The sequence below is a fragment of the Kitasatospora sp. MY 5-36 genome (genome assembly GCF_001182915.1).
Lineage (GTDB): Bacteria > Actinomycetota > Actinomycetes > Streptomycetales > Streptomycetaceae > Kitasatospora.
Map to the genome: position 1 here is coordinate 1 of NZ_LFVW01000167.1, position 16,565 is coordinate 16,565.

The 16,565-nt window shown below is 73.6% G+C and carries 16 protein-coding genes; 9 read left to right on the forward strand and 7 right to left on the reverse strand.

What is annotated here, in order from left to right; translation table 11 throughout:
- Positions 1-147 precede the first annotated feature (147 nt).
- Positions 148-495, reverse strand: coding sequence for a hypothetical protein (locus tag AE652_RS12655; protein WP_049651406.1), 348 nt, complete (start codon positions 493-495; stop codon positions 148-150).
- 127 nt (positions 496-622) lie between these two features.
- The gene (locus AE652_RS12660) at positions 623-1,108 is read right to left on the reverse strand and encodes a nitroreductase family deazaflavin-dependent oxidoreductase (protein ID WP_082345683.1); all 486 of its coding nucleotides are present in this window, start codon (positions 1,106-1,108) and stop codon (positions 623-625) included.
- Positions 1,109-1,254: 146 nt separating this feature from the next.
- Here AE652_RS12660 and AE652_RS12665 point away from each other — a divergent pair, with 146 nt between their 5' ends.
- Positions 1,255-1,938, forward strand: coding sequence for a TetR/AcrR family transcriptional regulator (locus tag AE652_RS12665; protein ID WP_049651407.1), 684 nt, complete (start codon positions 1,255-1,257; stop codon positions 1,936-1,938).
- A gap of 74 nt (positions 1,939-2,012) precedes the next feature.
- Here the strand turns inward: AE652_RS12665 and AE652_RS12670 are convergent, their stop codons facing one another.
- Both AE652_RS12670 and AE652_RS12675 read right to left on the reverse strand, forming a co-directional pair.
- Entirely contained in the window at positions 2,013-3,245 is a 1,233-nt protein-coding gene (locus AE652_RS12670; protein WP_049651408.1) for an RNA polymerase sigma factor, read from the reverse strand.
- Entirely contained in the window at positions 3,242-3,613 is a 372-nt protein-coding gene (locus AE652_RS12675) for a YciI family protein (RefSeq protein ID WP_049651409.1), read from the reverse strand. Before AE652_RS12675 ends, AE652_RS12670 begins: the two co-directional genes overlap by 4 nt.
- 295 nt (positions 3,614-3,908) lie before the next feature.
- Between AE652_RS12675 and AE652_RS12680 the strand changes: the two genes are divergently transcribed.
- The gene (locus tag AE652_RS12680) at positions 3,909-4,811 is read left to right on the forward strand and encodes a UTP--glucose-1-phosphate uridylyltransferase (RefSeq protein WP_049651410.1); all 903 of its coding nucleotides are present in this window, start codon (positions 3,909-3,911) and stop codon (positions 4,809-4,811) included.
- Positions 4,812-4,891: 80 nt separating this feature from the next.
- Here AE652_RS12680 and AE652_RS12685 read toward each other — a convergent pair whose 3' ends face one another.
- Positions 4,892-6,121: an FAD-dependent monooxygenase gene (locus tag AE652_RS12685; protein ID WP_049651411.1), complete on the reverse strand. Its 1,230-nt coding sequence runs from the start codon at positions 6,119-6,121 to the stop codon at positions 4,892-4,894.
- A 168-nt stretch (positions 6,122-6,289) separates the two neighbouring features.
- Between AE652_RS12685 and AE652_RS12690 the strand changes: the two genes are divergently transcribed.
- From AE652_RS12690 to AE652_RS12720, 7 genes are all read left to right on the forward strand, one after another.
- Entirely contained in the window at positions 6,290-7,315 is a 1,026-nt protein-coding gene (locus AE652_RS12690; protein ID WP_049651412.1) for a hypothetical protein, read from the forward strand.
- A 226-nt stretch (positions 7,316-7,541) separates the two neighbouring features.
- The gene (locus AE652_RS12695; protein WP_049651413.1) at positions 7,542-7,877 is read left to right on the forward strand and encodes a hypothetical protein; all 336 of its coding nucleotides are present in this window, start codon (positions 7,542-7,544) and stop codon (positions 7,875-7,877) included.
- Positions 7,878-8,045: 168 nt separating this feature from the next.
- Entirely contained in the window at positions 8,046-9,623 is a 1,578-nt protein-coding gene (locus AE652_RS12700; RefSeq protein WP_049651414.1) for a peptidoglycan-binding protein, read from the forward strand.
- Positions 9,624-9,628: 5 nt separating this feature from the next.
- On the forward strand, positions 9,629-10,108 hold the full coding sequence (locus AE652_RS12705) for a protease inhibitor I42 family protein (protein ID WP_107086430.1): 480 nt from the start codon (positions 9,629-9,631) through the stop codon (positions 10,106-10,108).
- On the forward strand, positions 10,105-10,500 hold the full coding sequence (locus AE652_RS12710; protein WP_049651416.1) for a hypothetical protein: 396 nt from the start codon (positions 10,105-10,107) through the stop codon (positions 10,498-10,500). The genes AE652_RS12705 and AE652_RS12710 overlap by 4 nt, the downstream gene beginning before the upstream one ends.
- Positions 10,501-10,689: 189 nt before the next feature.
- Entirely contained in the window at positions 10,690-11,532 is an 843-nt protein-coding gene (locus tag AE652_RS12715) for a glycerophosphodiester phosphodiesterase (RefSeq protein WP_049651417.1), read from the forward strand.
- Positions 11,533-11,630: 98 nt separating this feature from the next.
- A complete protein-coding gene (locus AE652_RS12720; protein ID WP_049651419.1) occupies positions 11,631-12,983 on the forward strand; it encodes an MFS transporter in 1,353 nt (450 codons plus the stop codon).
- Positions 12,984-13,073: 90 nt separating this feature from the next.
- Here the strand turns inward: AE652_RS12720 and AE652_RS43075 are convergent, their stop codons facing one another.
- Together AE652_RS43075 and AE652_RS43080 are read right to left on the reverse strand one after the other, a co-directional pair.
- Positions 13,074-14,915 carry a trypsin-like serine protease gene (locus tag AE652_RS43075; RefSeq protein WP_053112052.1) on the reverse strand — a complete coding sequence of 614 codons (1,842 nt, stop codon included), beginning with the start codon at positions 14,913-14,915 and terminating at the stop codon, positions 13,074-13,076.
- Between the two features lie 150 nt (positions 14,916-15,065).
- On the reverse strand, positions 15,066-16,565 hold a 1,500-nt coding region (locus tag AE652_RS43080; RefSeq protein WP_159028439.1), incomplete at its 5' end, for a trypsin-like serine protease.

The window sequence follows — 16,565 nt, forward strand, 5'->3', positions numbered from 1 at the left end:
CCCGCGCGCCGCGACCGCACCGCCCGCGGACCGCTACCGCACCGCACCGCACCGCACCGCACCGCACCGCCCGCGGACGCGCCTCGGCGCGTGCGCGGGCGGGGTGTCACAGGGCGGGCAGCGGGGTGTCCAGGCGGGAGCGGGACCTCAGGCGGGGCCCTCGCCGTGGATCAGGCGGAGGTTCGGCATACCGGGGAACGGCGGGGTGTGCTCCGCCTCCCGCTCGGCGTTCAGGTCGGCCAGCATCCGGACGCCCCTCGCCCGGAACTCGGCCTTGCGCTCCTCGTCGGCCTCCTCCTCGCCCGGGTAGAGGACGATGTGGACGGCCCCCTCCTCGCCGTCCCAGGTGTAGCTGCGGTACGGCGGGATCTCGATCCCGTCGATCGTCTCGATCCCGTCGACGATCTCGTATCCGTCGATCGTCATGATCTCGTCGGTCTTCTCGGGTTCGTCGGCCTTCTCGGGTTCGTCCGTCGCTTCGGGCTCGTCCCTCATGGGGAACCTCCGGTGGTTGTCCTCGGCTGGTCTGCCGCCGTGGACAACGATTCGGGAGCAAGAAGGGCCCGGTGACTCACCGTAGTTCCTCCCTTTCGGTACGAACACCCCCGTCCGGCAGGGGTGTTCAGCTGCCCGTGATGCGGAAGACCGGGTAGCCGGGGGCGACCCGGAGCAGGTCCTCGGCCGGGGCGTCCGGGCCGATCCCCTCGAAGAACGGGGCGACCTGCCAGTTCCAGCGGCGCAGGTAGGCGCGGAGCACCTCGGGCTTGTCGGCGTCCGGGAGTTCGGTGGCACGGAAGGCCTCGGTGCGGCGGCCGACCCGGAGTTCGCCGGTGCCGGCCGCCCGGAGGTTGCGGACCCACTGGGTGTGGCCGCGCGGTGCGACCAGGTAGCGCTCGCCCTCGTGGGTGAGGATGTTGACGGGGGTGGTGCGCCACTCGCCGCTCGTGCGGCCGCGGACGGCCAGCACCCGGGAGCCCCAGAGGCTGACCCCGGCCTTGGCGAAGGCGGCGACCATGCCGTTGAGCAGCTTGCCGGCGGCGATGCCCAGGCGGGTGGTGGGCGCCTGGAGGCGGGTGGTGGAGCTGGGCAGGTGCTCGGCGCGGGACATCGCGACTCCTCGGTTCCGTGAATACCGCTTCTCTTCGAGAGCACTGCTCTCGCTTCGACGCCTTCAGCATGGCACCGGCGGATAAAAGAAACAAGAGCAGTGCTCTCGCTTGTGTGCGGCGCTCCGAAATGTGGCAGTCTGTCCCCATGCCAGCGATCCGGACCGCCCGCGAACGGGCCCGCGAGGAACTCACCCGCGAGATCCTGCAGGAGGCCCGCCGCCAACTCGCCTCGGTGGGCGCCCAGCAGCTGTCGCTGCGCGCCGTCGCCCGCGAGCTGGGCATGGCCTCCTCCGCGCTGTACCGCTACTTCGCCAGCCGCGACGAGCTGCTGACCGCGCTGATCATCGACGCCTACAACGAACTCGGCGCGGCCGCGGAGGGCGCCCTCGCCGCCGCCGGGGCGGCCGCGCCGCGCGAGCGCTGGCGGGCGCTGTGGACGGCCACCCGCGACTGGGCCCGGGCCAACCCGCACGAGTTCTCGCTGCTCTACGGCACCCCGGTGCCGGGCTACGCGGCGCCCCGCACCACCGTCCAACCCGCCACCCGGCTGCCGTTCGCCCTGATCGGCGTGGTCCGCGACGCCAGGCTGCGGCCCACCCAGCCCGTCCCGCCGCCGCGCGGCGCGCTGGCCGGGCAACTGACCCGGATCGTCACGGAGTTCGGCCTCGACCTGCCGCCGCACGTCCTCGCCCGGACCATCGGCGCCTGGGTGCAGCTGGTCGGCCTGATCGGCTTCGAGCTCCACGGCCAGCTGGTCGGCTCGTTGGACCCGGCGGACGACTTCTTCGCTTGGACCACCGAGCAGACCGCCGACGCGATAGGGCTCTGACCCGGGCCCCGCGAAGCGGCGCGGCCGGGCGGCCCGACCGGACGCGGCTCAGCAGGCCCGATCAGCAGGCCGGCTCAACCGGTCGGCCGCACCCGGCCCGCGCGGGTCTCCAGGTACCGGCGCTCCGCGAGGCTCGCGGTGGCCCGGGCGGCGCGCCGGTAGTGCTCGTACGCCCCCTCCGTGTCGCCGGTCCGCTCCAGCAGGTGCGCCCGGACGGAGAGCAGCCGGTGGTGGCCGGCCATCCGGGCGTCCGCGTCCAGCGCGGCGAGGAGTGCCAGGCCGGCCTCCGGGCCCTCGGTCTCGGCGAGGGCGATCGCCCGGTTGAGGGTGACCATCGGGTTGGGTGCGATCCGCTCCAGGATCAGGTACAGGGCGTGCACCTGCCGCCAGTCGGTGTCCTCGGCGCGGGCCGCGTCGGCGTGGGTGGCGGCGATCGCGGCCTGGAGCCGGTACGGGCCGAGCTCCGGCCCGGCCAGCGCCGCCTTGACCAGCGCCGTTCCCTCCCCGATCAGGTCGCGGTCCCACCGGGTGCGGTCCTGTTCGGCCAGCGGGACCAGGTCGCCGGTGGCCGTCGTCCGGGTCGCGCGGCGGGCGTGGGTCAGCAGCATCAGCGCCAGCAGCCCGGCGACCTCGCCGTCCTCGGGCAGCTGCGCGCGCACCGCCCGGGTCAGCCGGATCGCCTCGCGGGCGAGGTCGAGGCGGTGCAACTCGCCGCCGGAGGTGGCGGTGTAGCCCTCGTTGAAGATCAGGTAGAGCACGTGCAGGACCACCCGCAGCCGCTCCTCGCGCTCCTCCGCCGACAGGGCCCGCCCGGGCTGCTCGAACGAGCCGCCGGCGGCCCTGATCCGCTGCTTGGCCCGGCTGATCCGGGCCGCCATCGTCGCCTCCGGCACCAGGAAGGCGCGGGCGATCTCGGCCGTGGTCAGTCCGCCGACCGCCCGCAGCGTCAGGGCGGTCCGGGACGCCGCGGTCAGCGCCGGGTGGCAGCACAGGAACAGCAGGAGCAGCGTGTCGTCGGTGTCCGGCACCTCCTCCGGGACCACCTCGGCGGCCGCCGTCGCCCACTCCCGCTCGCGCCGCGCGCGGTCGCCGCGCAGCTGGTCGATCAGCCGCCGCGAGGCGACCGTCACCAGCCAGCCGCGCGGGTTGTCCGGCACCCCCTCGGACGGCCACTGCACGGTGGCGGCGAGGACGGCCTCCTGCACCGCGTCCTCGCACCCCTCGAAGCGGCCGTACCGTCGTACCAACGCGCCGAGGACCTGCGGCGTGAGCCCACGCAGCAGGTCCTCGAAGTCCGGTTCCGTCATGCCTCCAAGTGTCCGTCGGAGAACATCACCTGCCGTACCTCGACGCCCAGCCCCTCGATCGCGGCGTCCGGGATGCGGCCGGCCAGTTCGACCGCGCGCTCCTTGTCCTCGCAGTCGACCAGGTAGAAGCCGCCCAGGAACTCCTTGGCCTCCAGGAACGGTCCGTCGGTCACCACCGGCTGCCCGTTGCGGACGGTCACCACGGCGGCCTGCGACGGATCGACCAGCGCCTGGGTGAGGACCAGCTCGCCGGACTCCCTGAGCTCCTCGATGAACCGGCCGTGCCCGGCGCCGATCGCCCCCTTCTCCTCGTCGGTCAACGCGTCCAGCACGGCCGGGTTCAGGTGCAGGCTGATCAGGAACTTCATCTCGTCCTCCTCGGGTTCGCGGGCCCCGGCGGGGCCGCCCTCGACCGGTGGTCGGAGCGGGCGACGCCGTCTTGACGTCCCCCGGCGGACAAATCTCCCACGAATCCCCTCGCACCTCCCGCGCCCCACCGGTCACCGGCCGCCCGCGGGCGGCGGGCGCAGCCGGACGGCCGCCGGGGGGCCAACTTCCGTACGGCAGCCGTCCACTCAACGTGCCGCCGGTCCTTGATAGCGTCGGCCGTGACGCCGCGTCACCAAGGCGTCGCACCACCGACGAAACGAGAGAGCGTCTCACATGGCCCCCAGGACGATCCGCCGAGCCGTCATCCCCGCCGCCGGGCTCGGCTCCCGCCTCCTGCCGCTGACCAAGGCCACGCCGAAGGAGATGCTGCCGGTCGGCGACAAGCCGGTGATCGAGCACACCGTGCGCGAGCTGGTCGAGAGCGGCATCACCGACATCACCATCGTCGTGAACGGCGACAAGGGGCTGATCCAGGAGCACTTCCGCCCCAACCCCGTCCTGGTCGAGCAGCTGCGCCGGGACGGCAAGGAGGCCTTCGCGGCGGCGGTCGAGGAGGTCGGCGAGCTGTCCCGCAAGGGCCACATCAGCTACCTGTACCAGCACGGCCCGTACGGCAACGGCACCCCCGTGCTCAACGCCGCCCGCCACTTCGGGGACGAGCCCTGCCTGGTGCTCTGGCCCGACGACGTCTTCGTCGCGGAGGTCCCCCGCGCGCAGCAGCTGATCAGGGCGTACGAGCAGACCAACGCGCCGGTGCTCGCGCTGATGCCGATGGCGCCCGAGGACTCCTACCGGTACGGCGTGCCGGTGGTGAAGGAGGACCTCGGCGGCGGCTCGCTGCGGATCAGCGGCCTGGTCGAGAAGCCGAAGCCGGCCGACGCGCCCTCCTCGTACGCGGCGATCGGCGGCTACGTCATCACCCCGGGCATCGTCGACGAGCTGCGCGAACTGACCCTCCGCTGGCACGAGAAGCCCGAGGACGAGGTATACCTGACCGACGCCATCAACGCCTACGCGGCCCGGCGCGCGGTCTACGGGCAGGTCATCGCCGGCACCTGGTACGACACCGGCAACCCCGCCGCCTACCTGCGCGCCCAGTTCGCGGCCGCGCTCGCCAACCCGGAGTACGGGCCCGAGCTGCGCCGGCTCGCCGCGGAGCTCTCCCCCGCCTTGTAGGACGTCCCGCCCGGACGGCCCGTGGCGGGACGGGCCGTCGGGGCGGATCGTCGGGGCGGCGAAACCGGCGGTCGGGGCGGTCAGTACGCGGGCAGGTCGAAGTCGAGGGCCGCCCGGAAGGCCGCCTCCAGCTCCGGACCGGGCCCTTCGAGGTTCGCGATGCTGTCGACCCGGGCCCGCCGGTCGCCGGTCAGTTCGAGGATCGCCTGGTTGGCGGCCACGTGGTCGCGCAGCCGCCGCTCATAGGCGGGGTAGGCCGCGCGGTGGTCGCCGTCGGCCGCGTGCAGCTCGCCCGCCAGGACGTAGGCGGCGGTCAGGGCCACGCTGGTGCCCTGACCGGTGAACGGGGAGCAGCAGTAGCCCGCGTCGCCGAGCAGCACGACCCGGTCCTTGGACCAGCGCTCCATCCGGATCTGGGCGACGACGTCGTAGTGGAAGGCGTCGGTCTCCTCCAGCGCCCGGAGGAAGCGCGGCACCTCCCAGCGCGCGTGGGCGGAGCGCTCGGCCACCAGCCGCCGCTGCCGGGCGGGGTCGCGCGGGAGCATCCGGTCGAGCGGCTCCTCGGTGTCGAGGCCGACGAAGACCCGCAGTTCGCTGTTGTCGCGGACGGTCATCGCCATGCAGAACCAGTTCTGGTCGTCGCCGAGCCGGTGGACGACCTCCCAGCGGTCCAGGCCCAGGTGGTTGGGCACGCTCCAGCCGGCGAGGTAGGTGCCGATGGGGTGCAGGTAGTCCGCTTCGGGGCCGAAGACGAGGCGGCGGGTGTTCGAGTGCAGGCCGTCGGCGCCGACGACCAGGTCGAAGGCCTGCTCGGTGCCGCCGCGGAACCGGACCTCGACACGCTCCCGGTGCTGCACCAGGGTGTCGATCGAGTCGCCGAAGCGGTACTCGACGCCGGGCCCGGCGGTTCCGGCGCCCCCGACGCCCGCGTCCGCCGCGGCGATCAGCCCGGCGAGTTCGTCGCGCAGGATCTCCACGTCCGGGCCGTCGACCGGCCCGCCGGTGGCCGTCCACTCGGTGGTGCGGCGCAGCTCGCGGCCGTCCGCGTCGACCACGGACATCCCGCGCAGGCCGGTCCGACGGGCCCGGATCTCCTCCAGCAGCCCCATCCGCTCGACCACCGTCAGGGCGGTGCCGCGGACGTCCACGGCCTGCCCGCCGCCGCGCAGCGAGGGGGCCCGCTCCACGACGGTGACCCGGAAGCCGTACCGGTTCAGCCAGTACGCGAGGGCGGTGCCGGCGATCCCGGCGCCGGAGACCAGGACGGAGGTGGTGCGCGGGCCGGAGCCCGGCCAAGTGCTGTTCGACATGGTGTTCCTCCCATGGATTGCTCTGCCTCAACACCACTGTGCGGTCTGCCACTTGCAGGACGCGGACACCGCGCTGTCACCGTCGGCGGGACACCGGCACGGCGCTGACAGCACGGCGCTGGGGACCCTGCTCCCGGGTGCCACCGGCCACTCTCTAGGGTCGACCCCATGCCGAGAACCACACCCCCGCGCCCGCTCGACGTCGAGGCGCTCTTCCCCGAGCTGGCGCACCACCGGGGCACCACCACCCGGCTCCATCCGCGCCCCGGACGGCCGGACGCCTCGGCGAGCTCCGTCGGCGGCCCGCTGCTGTGGCCCGCCGACGAGCCCTGGCCGGTCTGCACCGACCCCCACCCGCACGCCCGCGGCCGGCGCCCGGCGGACGTCCACCGTTCCCGGGAGGTCCTGGCCGCGGCCTGGAACCGCGAGCAGGATCCCGGGCCGACGGACGGGGAGCGGCTGCTGCTCAAGGAGCTCGACCGCCGCCACCGCGTCGAAGGCCCGGCCGCGGACGGCCCGTTGCCGCTGGTCGGCCTCGCCCAGTTCTACCGGCGGGACGTCCCCGACCTGCCGCCCGGGCCGGACGGCTGCGACCTGCTCCAGGTCTTCTGGTGCCCCTTCGACGCCCACGGCCCGGGCCGCTGGGAGATGCTGCTCGACCTGCGCTGGCGCCGTTCGTGGGAGGTCGCCGAGGTGCTGGCCCAGCCCCCGCGCCCGGAGGTCGTCGGCTTCGACGGGTACCTGCCCGAGCCGTGCGTGCTGCATCCCGAGCAGGTGCCCACCTACCCGTTCGCCGACCTCCTCCCGGAGGACCTGTGCGCCCGCGTCCGCGCCTGGGAGGAGGCCCGGGAGGCGGCGGCCGAGGAGCGCGGGGAGGACGACCCGCCGCTCTACCAGTACGACCTGTCCATCCCGCCCGGCTGGCGCGTCGGCGGCTTCGCCTCCTGGCACAGCACCGACCCGGCCCCGATGGACTGCCACGACTGCGCGACCCCGATGCGGCTGCTGCTGACCGTCGACAGCTCGGAGTGGGACGGCGGCAGCGGCAGTTGGCGGCCGCTGGAGGACGAGGCCTCGGCGGACGGCCACGGCGTCGTCATGCCGACCGAGGTCACCGTCGGCCGCTGGGGCCTGCTCAACGTCTTCGCCTGCCCCGCCGACCCCCGCCACCCGCACCGCTGGAGCATCCAGTAGCCGGGGCCGCCGCCCCGCCCGCGGCAGGGTGACGTCCGCGGCCCGTCGCCCGGTGACTGCGGACGGAGCGTCCGTCGCCCGCCGTCACCGGGTTCCGGACGGTGTGTCATGAATTCGCAACAGCCCTCCCACCAGGCGCGATACGAATTGCCCGGGCACCGGAGGGCCCGTAGGGTGCTCGAACGCCGTCGCGTGGACGGCTCGGGGGACGCACGAGGGGTGAACCATGGCGCAGGGGTCGGGGTACGCGATCCAGGCCGGCGGGGCCGAGGGGCAGGCGAAGGCGCTGGACAAGGCGTCCGGGGACGAGGGGACGATCGGAACGGCGATCAGCGACCCGGTCTGCTACGGCGCGGACGTGTTCGGGGGCGAGGACGTCGACCCGGCGTACCGCAACTTCAGCAGCGCCTGGCAGGCGGAGACCGCGACGATCAAGAGCGCGCTGAGCGAGCTGGCCGGCAAGGTGCGGGGCTCCTCGAACGGCTACCAGTCGGCCGACGGCAGCGTGGTGAAGGACCTCGCGTCCGCCTCGCGCAGCGGCGACTACCGGCCCTTCGGCTGAGGCGGGGCCGGCGCGCGCCGGACACCGGAGCGGACGGCGGCTGACGAGCTGACGTCCGCAAGCCGATGAGCAGCCGTCGAGCGGCCGATGGGCAGCCGACGGAGGACCGCCGGGCAGCGGCGGGGAACGACACCACGGGCAACGGGTACAGGGGGCGAACGGGCCGTCATGGCAGGCGAATCCACCACGCAGCGCTGCAAGGCGCTGACCGACCGGCTGAAGGACGTCCGCGGGGCGGACAACAAGAACGATCTGATCTCCGCGATCAAGGGCGCGCTGGCGGTCCACGCGCCGGTCGGGGACCCGGGCACCATCGAGGCCACCGGCAACCGCTACAAGACCGCGGCCGCCGACTCGACCCAGCTCCACCAGGAGGTCCTGGCGGTCGCCACCTCCGGGCTGCCGGACGTCTGGACCGGTTCGACGGGTGCGAAGGCCGCCGAGGTGGTGGCCGCCGCCGCCCGCGCCGTCGACCAGCAGACCACCGCGCTCTACAACGGCGGGACGGCCCTGCTCGGCCTCGCGGACGCGCTGCGCTCCGCCCAGGGCCAGGACGGCGCCGCGCGGTCCGCGCTCCAGCAGGTGCTGAGCGAACTGGGCGGCGAGCAGGGCTGGTTCGACGAGTGGTTCGAGGACGACGAGGACGAGGCGGCGCGCAAGAAGGCGCAGCAGGCCGCCGTGCCCCAGGTCGACGCGATGCTGAGCGCCGCCAAGCACGCCGACGAGGCGGCCCGGGCGGCGGCCCGCGACCTGAACAAGCTGGCCTCCGAGGCCCGGGCGGGGAAGATGAAGACCAACGCGGTCACAGCCGCCGACAAGCTGGTGCTGGCCGAGACCTCCGGTCCGGACGGCCCGACCGAGCTGAACGAGCTGCTGACCGCCAACGACATGAAGCGGTCCGGCGAGTACCTGGACAAGATGAACGACAAGGACCGGGCGGACTTCGAGAAGCTGCTCGCCGACTCCAAGTCCCCGCAGGAGCGCGCCTATCTGATGAAGGCGCTGGCGGCCGGCCACTCCATGGACGAGATCCGCGCCTTCCAGGGCAAGATCCACGGCAAGGACCCGGAGTGGCTCCGGACGCACCTGACGCCCGTCTACACCGAGGACGGGGACACCAGCAGCGGCGGGCAGCAGGACAACGGCTCCAACCGGAACACCGACCAGGTGACCTTCGACGGCGCCAACTGGAAGCAGGCGGACACCGAGGGCACCTGCGTCGCCTCCTCCACCGTCACCGCCCGGGCGATGGTCGACCCGCTCTACGCGCTGGACCTGACCGGCGGCCCGTCCGGCCAGGAGGACGACCCGGCGGCCTTCCAGCAGCGACTGCTGGCCGAGCAGCACCGGGTGCACCAGGAGGGCGACGGCGGCGCGAACTGGGACGGCATGGGGGCGGACGGCAAGGAGAAGGTGCTGGAGAAGGAGGTCAGCCCGCACACCGGCGCCGACTTCGACTACAAGCCGATGCCGGACAGCAACGCCCGGCGCGAGCTGCTGCCGGACATCGAGAAGGCGGTCGCCGACGGCAAGCCGGTGCCGGTCGGGGTCGAGGGCTACGACAAGGACGGCAAGCGGTCGGGCCACGCGATGATGATCGTCGGCCAGGAGGGCAACATGCTGCAGATCTACAACCCGTGGGGCACCACCACCTGGGTCAGCGAGGACGACTTCGTCAACGGCCGGATGGCCGGGGCCTCGGACGACCGGCTGCCCACCGCCTACGCCGTCCACCTGCCGAAGTGACCGGCATGGCAAGGGTGTTCACGGCGGCGTCGGCGCGGAGGCCGGCCCGCGGACCGCTGCGGGCGGTGGCACTGGCGGCCGTCCTGGCGGCCGGGCTGACGGCCTGCGGGCAGGACGGGCCGTCCGGTCCGGACCGCGGCCGGGTGCTCGGCGCGGAGGAGCGCTCGGTCAGCCTCGCCGTCGGCGAGCGCTTCACGATCGCCGTCCAGGACAACTCCTCGGTCGGCGACCGCTGGAGCGTCGCGGCCCCGCAGCCGGACGCCGCGGTCGCGGCCCTGGTCGCGGAGAAGCTCGACCTCCCGGCGGAGTCGAAGACCTCGGACGGCGTCGGCGGCACCCGCTTCTACACCTTCGAGGCCAAGGGCCGCGGGACCACCGCCGTCACCCTCCTCAACTGCTTCCGCAGCTACTGCAACCTCCCCGCACCCAGCGAAGAGAACAGGAACATGGTCGTGCGCAACACCTACCCGGTGACGGTCCGATGAGCCCCGACGACCGCTTCCGTCCCAGGACCGACGAGGAGCTGCGGCAGCTCGACGTGTCCGCCATGCTCCGCTACGGCCTGGCCTTCGCCGGTCCGCACCGGGCCGCGCTGTTCGGCGAGGGCGCCGTCGCGGCGGCGCTGGCCGCCGACGCGCTGGGGGTGCTGCCCCGGTCGCTCGCCTTCCTCGCCGAGGTGGTGCGCAGCGGCGGCGCCCGCTACGCGGCGGACCTCACCGAGCCGCTGCCGGGGGCGGAGCCGGCCCGGCTCGCCCGCGACTGGCTGGGCTCGGCGGCCACCACCGTCACCAGCGTCGACGGCGACCAGCTGCTCGCCCGGTGGCTGGACGCCGTCGCGGAGATCCTGGGCATGCGCCGGGACGTCCGGGGGGCCTGACGGGGACCTGACGGGGGCCAGGCGGGCCCGGAGGGAGGACCTGACGGGGGCCTGGCCGGGGATCCGGCCGGGTGCCCGGCGGCGCGTTACTGCTTGACAGGGTGCGTCATACTGTAACGCGCTGGTACGCCCACGGATCCCGACCCCGTCGGAGCCGTCGGGCCCTCCCCCCGCAGCTCGGAGCACCGCATGCACCCCTTCCTCGACCACCCCGGGCCGCTCGCCTTCGCCCACCGGGGCGGTGACCTCGGGCGCCCCGAGAACTCGCTCGCCGCCTTCGAGGCCGCCGTCGCGCTCGGGTACCGCTACCTGGAGACGGATGTGCACGCGACCGCCGACGGTGTGCTGGTCGCCTTCCACGACACGCACCTCGACCGGGTCACCGACCGCGCCGGGGCGGTGGCGGAGCTGCCCTGGGAGAGCGTCAGGCGGGCCCGGATCGGCGGGACCGAGCCGGTGCCGCTGCTGGAGGACCTGCTCGGCGCGTTCCCCGGGGCCCGCTTCAACATCGACGTCAAGGCGGCGCCGGCCGTCGGGCCGCTGGTCGAGGCGATCCGCCGGACCGACGCCTGGGACCGGGTCTGCGTCGGCGGCTTCTCCGACAGCCGGCTGGCCGCCGTCCGCACCGCCGCCGGACCCCGGCTGGCGACCTCGCTCGGCCCGCGCGAGGTGGCCCGGCTGCGGCTGCGCTCGCTGGCCGAATCGTTCCTGCCCGGGCGCGCCTCCACACGGTCCGGAGCGCCGTCCGGAGCCCCGTCCGGGGCGCCGTTCGCCGGGTTGTGCGCGCAGGTGCCGGAGCGTCACCGGGGCGTCCGGGTGGTCGACCGGGCCTTCGTCCGCACCGCCCACCGGCTCGGCCTCCAGGTGCACGTCTGGACTGTGGACGATCCCACACGGATCAGGGCTCTCCTCGACCTGGGTGTGGATGGCATCATGGCCGATCGCATCGACGTCCTGCGGGACGTCCTCGGCGAGCGCGGCTGCTGGACGGACGGCAGTACCGGCTCCAGCACGGTGATGGGAACCCCATGAGCACCACGAACTCGGCGACGCACCTGCCGGACGACCCACCGACCGCCCCCGACGCCGACCCGGCCGCCGCCGACACCGACGCACGCTCCCTGCGCCGGATGCAGTTCGGCTGGTACATCAACGACTGGGCCAACGCCGCCTTCTCGGCCACCGTCCTGACGGTGTTCCTCGGCCCGTACCTGACCACCGTCGCCAAGGACGCCGCCGACGCGGCCGGCAACGTCCACCCGCTCGGCCTGACGATCCGCGCAGGATCGTTCTTCCCGTACACGGTCTCCTTCTCCGTGCTGCTCTCGGTCGCGGTGATGCTGCTGACCGGCACCGTCGCCGACCGCACCGGGCGGCACAAGGAGCTGATGTGCGGCTTCGCGTACGTCGGCTCGCTCGCCACGATGGGGATGTTCTTCCTCGGCGGCGACCGCTACCTGCTCGGCGGCGGGCTGCTGGTGGTCGCCAACATCGCGTACGCGGTCTCGGTCGCGCTGTCCTACGCCTACCTGCCCGGCCTCGCCTCCCCCGACGAGCGCGACAAGGTCTCCTCCAAGGGCTGGGCCTACGGCTACGCGGGCGGCGGACTGCTGCTGATCGCCAACCTGGCGCTGTTCCAGGGCCACGACGCGTTCGGCCTGGACTCCGGCACCGCCGTACGGATCTGCCTCGCCTCGGCCGGCCTGTGGTGGGCGCTGTTCACCATCGTCCCGATGCTGCGGCTGCCCTCCCGGGCCGGCGTGGCCCCCACCGCCCCCACCGCCCCCGCGGAAACCACGGCCACCGCGCCAGGCAAGCCCGGCAAGCCCGGCAAGCCCGCCACCGGCAGCCTGCGCGAACTCGGCCGCACCCTGCGCCGGATGCGCGAGCACCCGCTCACCCTGCTCTACCTCGCGGCCTTCCTCTGCTACAACGACGGCATCCAGACCGTCGTCTCCCAGGCCTCGCTCTACGGCAGCGAGGAACTCGGCATGGAGCAGACCTCACTGGTCACCGCCGTGCTGCTGGTCCAGGTCGTGGCGATCGGCGGCGCCCTTTTGCTCGGCCGGATCGCCCACCGGTACGGCGCCAAGCGGACCATCCTCGGCTCCCTGGTCGGCTGGGTCGTCACCCTGGCCCTCGGCTACTTCATGCCCGCCCACCAGCCCGCCTGGTTCTACGCCCTGGCCTGCATGATCGGCCTGGTGCTCGGCGGCAGCCAGGCGCTCTCCCGCTCCCTCTTCTCCCACCTCATACCGCCGGGCCGGGAGGCCGAGTACTTCAGCTTCTACAAGGTCAGCGACCGCGGCACCAGCTGGATGGGCCCGCTCGTCTTCGGCCTCGCCTACCAGCTCACCGGCAGCTACCGCTCGGCGATCATCTCGCTGCTGGTCTTCTTCGTCATCGGCTTCGCCGTCCTGCTCAAGGTCCCGGTCCGCCGCGCCATCGAGGCCGTCGGCAACCCGGTCCCCGAGCGCCTCTGACCGCTCGCACGACGGACCGGGCCCGGCCGCTCCCCCGCTCGGGCGGGAGGGCGACCGGGCCCGGTTCGTGAACGGCCCGCGGACGCTTCGTCAGCCGGTGACCATGGTCTTGCCGGGGAGCGTGCTCCAGCCGCTCCACCCGCTCTTCCCCGGCTGGTACGAGGCGTGGTTGAAGACGCCGTTCTGGCCGGTGGCGAAGAGGTCCAGGGTGCCGGCCGCCGCGTTGAACGTCGCGGTCGGGAAGCGGCCGGTGGTGAACCGCCAGTCCCCGACGTTGGTCCACTCGCTCCACGGCTTGCCGTCGGGCTGCCACTCGGCGCGGGCGAGGACACCGTTGCCGTCGACCGCGAACAGCGCGAAGCCGCCGGTGGCGGGGTCGAAGACGGCGGTCGGCGAGCCCGCGAACTGACGGCTGCGGACCTCGGACCAGCCGCTCCACTTCGTCATGCTCGGGGTGTAGTAGGAGTGCGCGACGACACCGCTGGTCCGGGTGGCGAAGACCTCCGCGACCTTGGTGACCGGGTTGTAGACGGACGTGGGGCTGCCGGTGAACCTCACGTTGTCGTCCTGGGCGTACCAGGGGTTCCAGTCCTGGCCCGGCAGCCAGTAGCTCTGCTTCAGCACGCCGTCGGTGTTGACCGCGAACAGCTCGATGGCACCGGTGGCGGGGTTGTACAGGGCGCTCGGGCTGCCCGTGAACTCCTTGTTGGCCTTGATGTCGTACCAGCCGCTCCACCCCGTCATGCCGACGGTGTAGTAGGAGTGCGCGACGGCCCCGTTGGTCTGGGTGGCGAAGACCTCCGCGGTCTTCGTCGCCGGGTTGTAGACGGCGGTGGGGCTGCCGGTGAACCTCTTGTCGGTGGGCTGGTAGTACCACTCGATCCAGCCCTTGCCGTCCGGCAGCCAGTAGGTCTGGCTGAGCACGCCGTCGGTGCCGATGGCGAACAGCTCGATGGCACCGGTGGCGGGGTTGAACACGGCCGTGGGGACGCTCGCGAACTGCCAGTCGCCGCCGACCCGCGTCCAGTCGCTCCAGGTCGTGCCGTCCGCACTGGAGGAGGACACCACGTGGCGGTCGCTGTCGACGGCGAAGACCGTGGTGGTCTTCCGGACCGGGTCGTAGACCGAGCTGCGGGCGGCCGGGTTGGCGGTGACGGTGTCCCACCAGCCGTCGCGGACCTGGTTGATCCACGCGCCGAGGTCGTCGACCCGGGTGCTGTACGCGCCGGTACGGGTCTCGCCGGCGGGCACGCCCAGGCAGCCGCCCTGCCACGAGCGGGAGGCGACGGCGACCAGCTCGGCCTTGCCGTTGACCTCGCGGACGGCGGGGGCACCGGTGTCGCCCTTGCAGACCGCCGCGCCGCCCGTCCCCGTGATGCCGACGCCCGTCGCGCTCACCGTGTCGAGGCTGAACGCGCCGGAGTGGAGCCGGTTCGGGAGCCACTCGGTCTTGGTGCGCCCGTACCCGGGCACCCGCAGGGTCTGGCCGGCGGTCGGGGCGGTGGTGGCGACCGCGAGCGGGGCGACGCCGGTGACGGGGACGGCCAGGCGGGCCAGGACCAGGTCGCGGTCCTGACGCGGCGCCAGCTCCACCACGTCCGTCACGACACCGGCGCCCGTGGCCAGGTCGGTGCGCCCGACGGTGGCGGTGGTCTTCCACTTCGGCGCACCGGCGGCCAGTGCCTGCGGCTGCGCCGGGTCGTCGGAGAAGCACGAGGCGGCCGTGGCCACCCAGTAGCGGTCCACCAGCGCGCCGGTGCAGACGCGCACGTTGTCGCCGATCGCCAGGCGGACGGTGTAGGCGTAGGAGCCGTCGACGGGCGTGTCGCCGACCACGGCGCCGGCCGGGACGATGCTGCACAGCGTGCCGGCGGCAGCGGCAGCGGCGAGTACGCCGGCCCGCCGGGAGCGGACCTGGGACTTGCGGGACATGAGGGATCTCCAGGGAGCGTTCGGGGAGCGTTCGCTGATCGTTCAGGTCGTTCAGGTCGTTCGGGGAGGGCGGCACCCCGCGGGTGCGCGGGGTGCCGGTGGCGCCTTCGACCGGTGGCCGCAGCGGGCCTGCTGCGGGTCAGGGCCGGGTCAGGGGGCGGAGGGGCCGCCGTGGAAGCGGACCCAGAGCGGGCCGCCCTGGCCCTGCGGGTCGACGGACCAGAGCGTGCTGTTGACGTCCCTGACGTAGGTGACCAGGTGCTTGCTGACCGGGTCGACGACGGTCTGCGGGACGGCGTCGGCGGCCAGCGCGGTGCCCGACGGGGTGAGCGGGAGCTCGGTCCACTTCCCGGTGGCGAAGTCCAGCGCGTTCAGCCGGTTGTTCGGCCCGTTGACGTACACCACGGTCCGGTTGCCGGCCTTGTCGGCGATCGCGACCGGGTCGGTGGCGGCCATCACGCCCCAGTCGCGCCAGCCCGGGCCGTACGGGTCGACGGACCACAGGTGGTTGGCGGCGTCGCGGACGAAGGTGGTGAAGTGCCCGGTGGCCGGGTCGACCACGGTCGAGGGGACCGCGTCGGGGGCCATGGCCGGCGGGATGAACTCGACCCGGCCGGCGCCCCGGCGGTCGATGGAGTTCAGCCGGTTGTTCGGCCCGTTGACGTACACCACGATGTGGCCGTCGTTCGGGTTGACGACCGGCACCGGGTCGGTGGCGGCCAGCCCGCCGAAGTCGTACCAGCCCTCGCCCTGCGGGTCGACGGACCACAGGTGGTGGGCGGTGTCGCGGACGAAGGTGACCAGGTGGCCGGTGGCCGGGTCGACGACCGTGCGCGGCACGGCGTCGGGGGCCAGCACCGTCCCGGCGGGGGTGGGAACGAACTCAGTCCACTTGCCGGTGGTGCGGTCGTAGGACCAGAGCTTGTTGTCCGGCCCGTTGACGTACACGATCACGTGGTTGTCGGCCGGGTTGGCGATCGCGGTCGGGCGGGCGGCCGCGTAGCCGCCCAGGTCGGTCCAGCCCTCGTTCTGCGGGTCGACCGACCACAGGTGGTTCTTGCTGTCCTGGACGAAGGTCAGCGGGTGCCCGGTGGCCGGGTCGACGACGGTGAACGGCGAGCCGGTGACCTTCGTCCCCGACGGGGTCGAGTGGCGGACGTTGGTGATCCACACGCCGAGGTCGTCGACCCGGGTCGCGTACGCGCCGGTGCGGGTCTCGGCGGCCGGGGTGCCCAGGCAGCCGCCCTGCCAGGAGCGGGAGGCCACGGCCACCAGCTCGGCCTTGCCGTTGACCTCACGGATGGCGGGGGCACCGGTGTCCCCCTTGCAGACCGCCGCGCCGCCCGTCCCCGTGATGCCGACGCCCGTCGCGCTCACCGTGTCGAGGCTGAACGCGCCGGAGTGGAGCCGGTTCGGGAGCCACTCGGTCTTGGTGCGCCCGTACCCGGGCACCCGCAGGGTCTGGCCGGCGGTCGGGGCGGTGGTGGCGACCGCGAGCGGGGCGACGCCGGTGACGGGGACGGCCAGGCGGGCCAGGACCAGGTCGCGGTCCTGACGCGGCGCCAGCTCCACCACGTCCGTCACGACACCGGCGCCCGTGGCCAGGTCGGTGCGCCCGACGGTGGCGGTGGTCTTCCACTTCGGCGCACC

What these genes read in the sequence shown, in the direction of transcription:
- AE652_RS12655 (WP_049651406.1), bottom strand. Translation starts at nt 495, where the DNA reads ATGAGGGACGAGCCCGAAGCGACGGACGAACCCGAGAAGGCCGACGAA.
- AE652_RS12660 (WP_082345683.1), bottom strand. Translation starts at nt 1,108, where the DNA reads ATGTCCCGCGCCGAGCACCTGCCCAGCTCCACCACCCGCCTCCAGGCG.
- AE652_RS12665 (WP_049651407.1), top strand. Translation starts at nt 1,255, where the DNA reads ATGCCAGCGATCCGGACCGCCCGCGAACGGGCCCGCGAGGAACTCACC.
- AE652_RS12670 (WP_049651408.1), bottom strand. Translation starts at nt 3,245, where the DNA reads ATGACGGAACCGGACTTCGAGGACCTGCTGCGTGGGCTCACGCCGCAG.
- AE652_RS12675 (WP_049651409.1), bottom strand. Translation starts at nt 3,613, where the DNA reads ATGAAGTTCCTGATCAGCCTGCACCTGAACCCGGCCGTGCTGGACGCG.
- AE652_RS12680 (WP_049651410.1), top strand. Translation starts at nt 3,909, where the DNA reads ATGGCCCCCAGGACGATCCGCCGAGCCGTCATCCCCGCCGCCGGGCTC.
- AE652_RS12685 (WP_049651411.1), bottom strand. Translation starts at nt 6,121, where the DNA reads ATGTCGAACAGCACTTGGCCGGGCTCCGGCCCGCGCACCACCTCCGTC.
- AE652_RS12690 (WP_049651412.1), top strand. Translation starts at nt 6,290, where the DNA reads ATGCCGAGAACCACACCCCCGCGCCCGCTCGACGTCGAGGCGCTCTTC.
- AE652_RS12695 (WP_049651413.1), top strand. Translation starts at nt 7,542, where the DNA reads ATGGCGCAGGGGTCGGGGTACGCGATCCAGGCCGGCGGGGCCGAGGGG.
- AE652_RS12700 (WP_049651414.1), top strand. Translation starts at nt 8,046, where the DNA reads ATGGCAGGCGAATCCACCACGCAGCGCTGCAAGGCGCTGACCGACCGG.
- AE652_RS12705 (WP_107086430.1), top strand. Translation starts at nt 9,629, where the DNA reads ATGGCAAGGGTGTTCACGGCGGCGTCGGCGCGGAGGCCGGCCCGCGGA.
- AE652_RS12710 (WP_049651416.1), top strand. Translation starts at nt 10,105, where the DNA reads ATGAGCCCCGACGACCGCTTCCGTCCCAGGACCGACGAGGAGCTGCGG.
- AE652_RS12715 (WP_049651417.1), top strand. Translation starts at nt 10,690, where the DNA reads ATGCACCCCTTCCTCGACCACCCCGGGCCGCTCGCCTTCGCCCACCGG.
- AE652_RS12720 (WP_049651419.1), top strand. Translation starts at nt 11,631, where the DNA reads ATGCAGTTCGGCTGGTACATCAACGACTGGGCCAACGCCGCCTTCTCG.
- AE652_RS43075 (WP_053112052.1), bottom strand. Translation starts at nt 14,915, where the DNA reads ATGTCCCGCAAGTCCCAGGTCCGCTCCCGGCGGGCCGGCGTACTCGCC.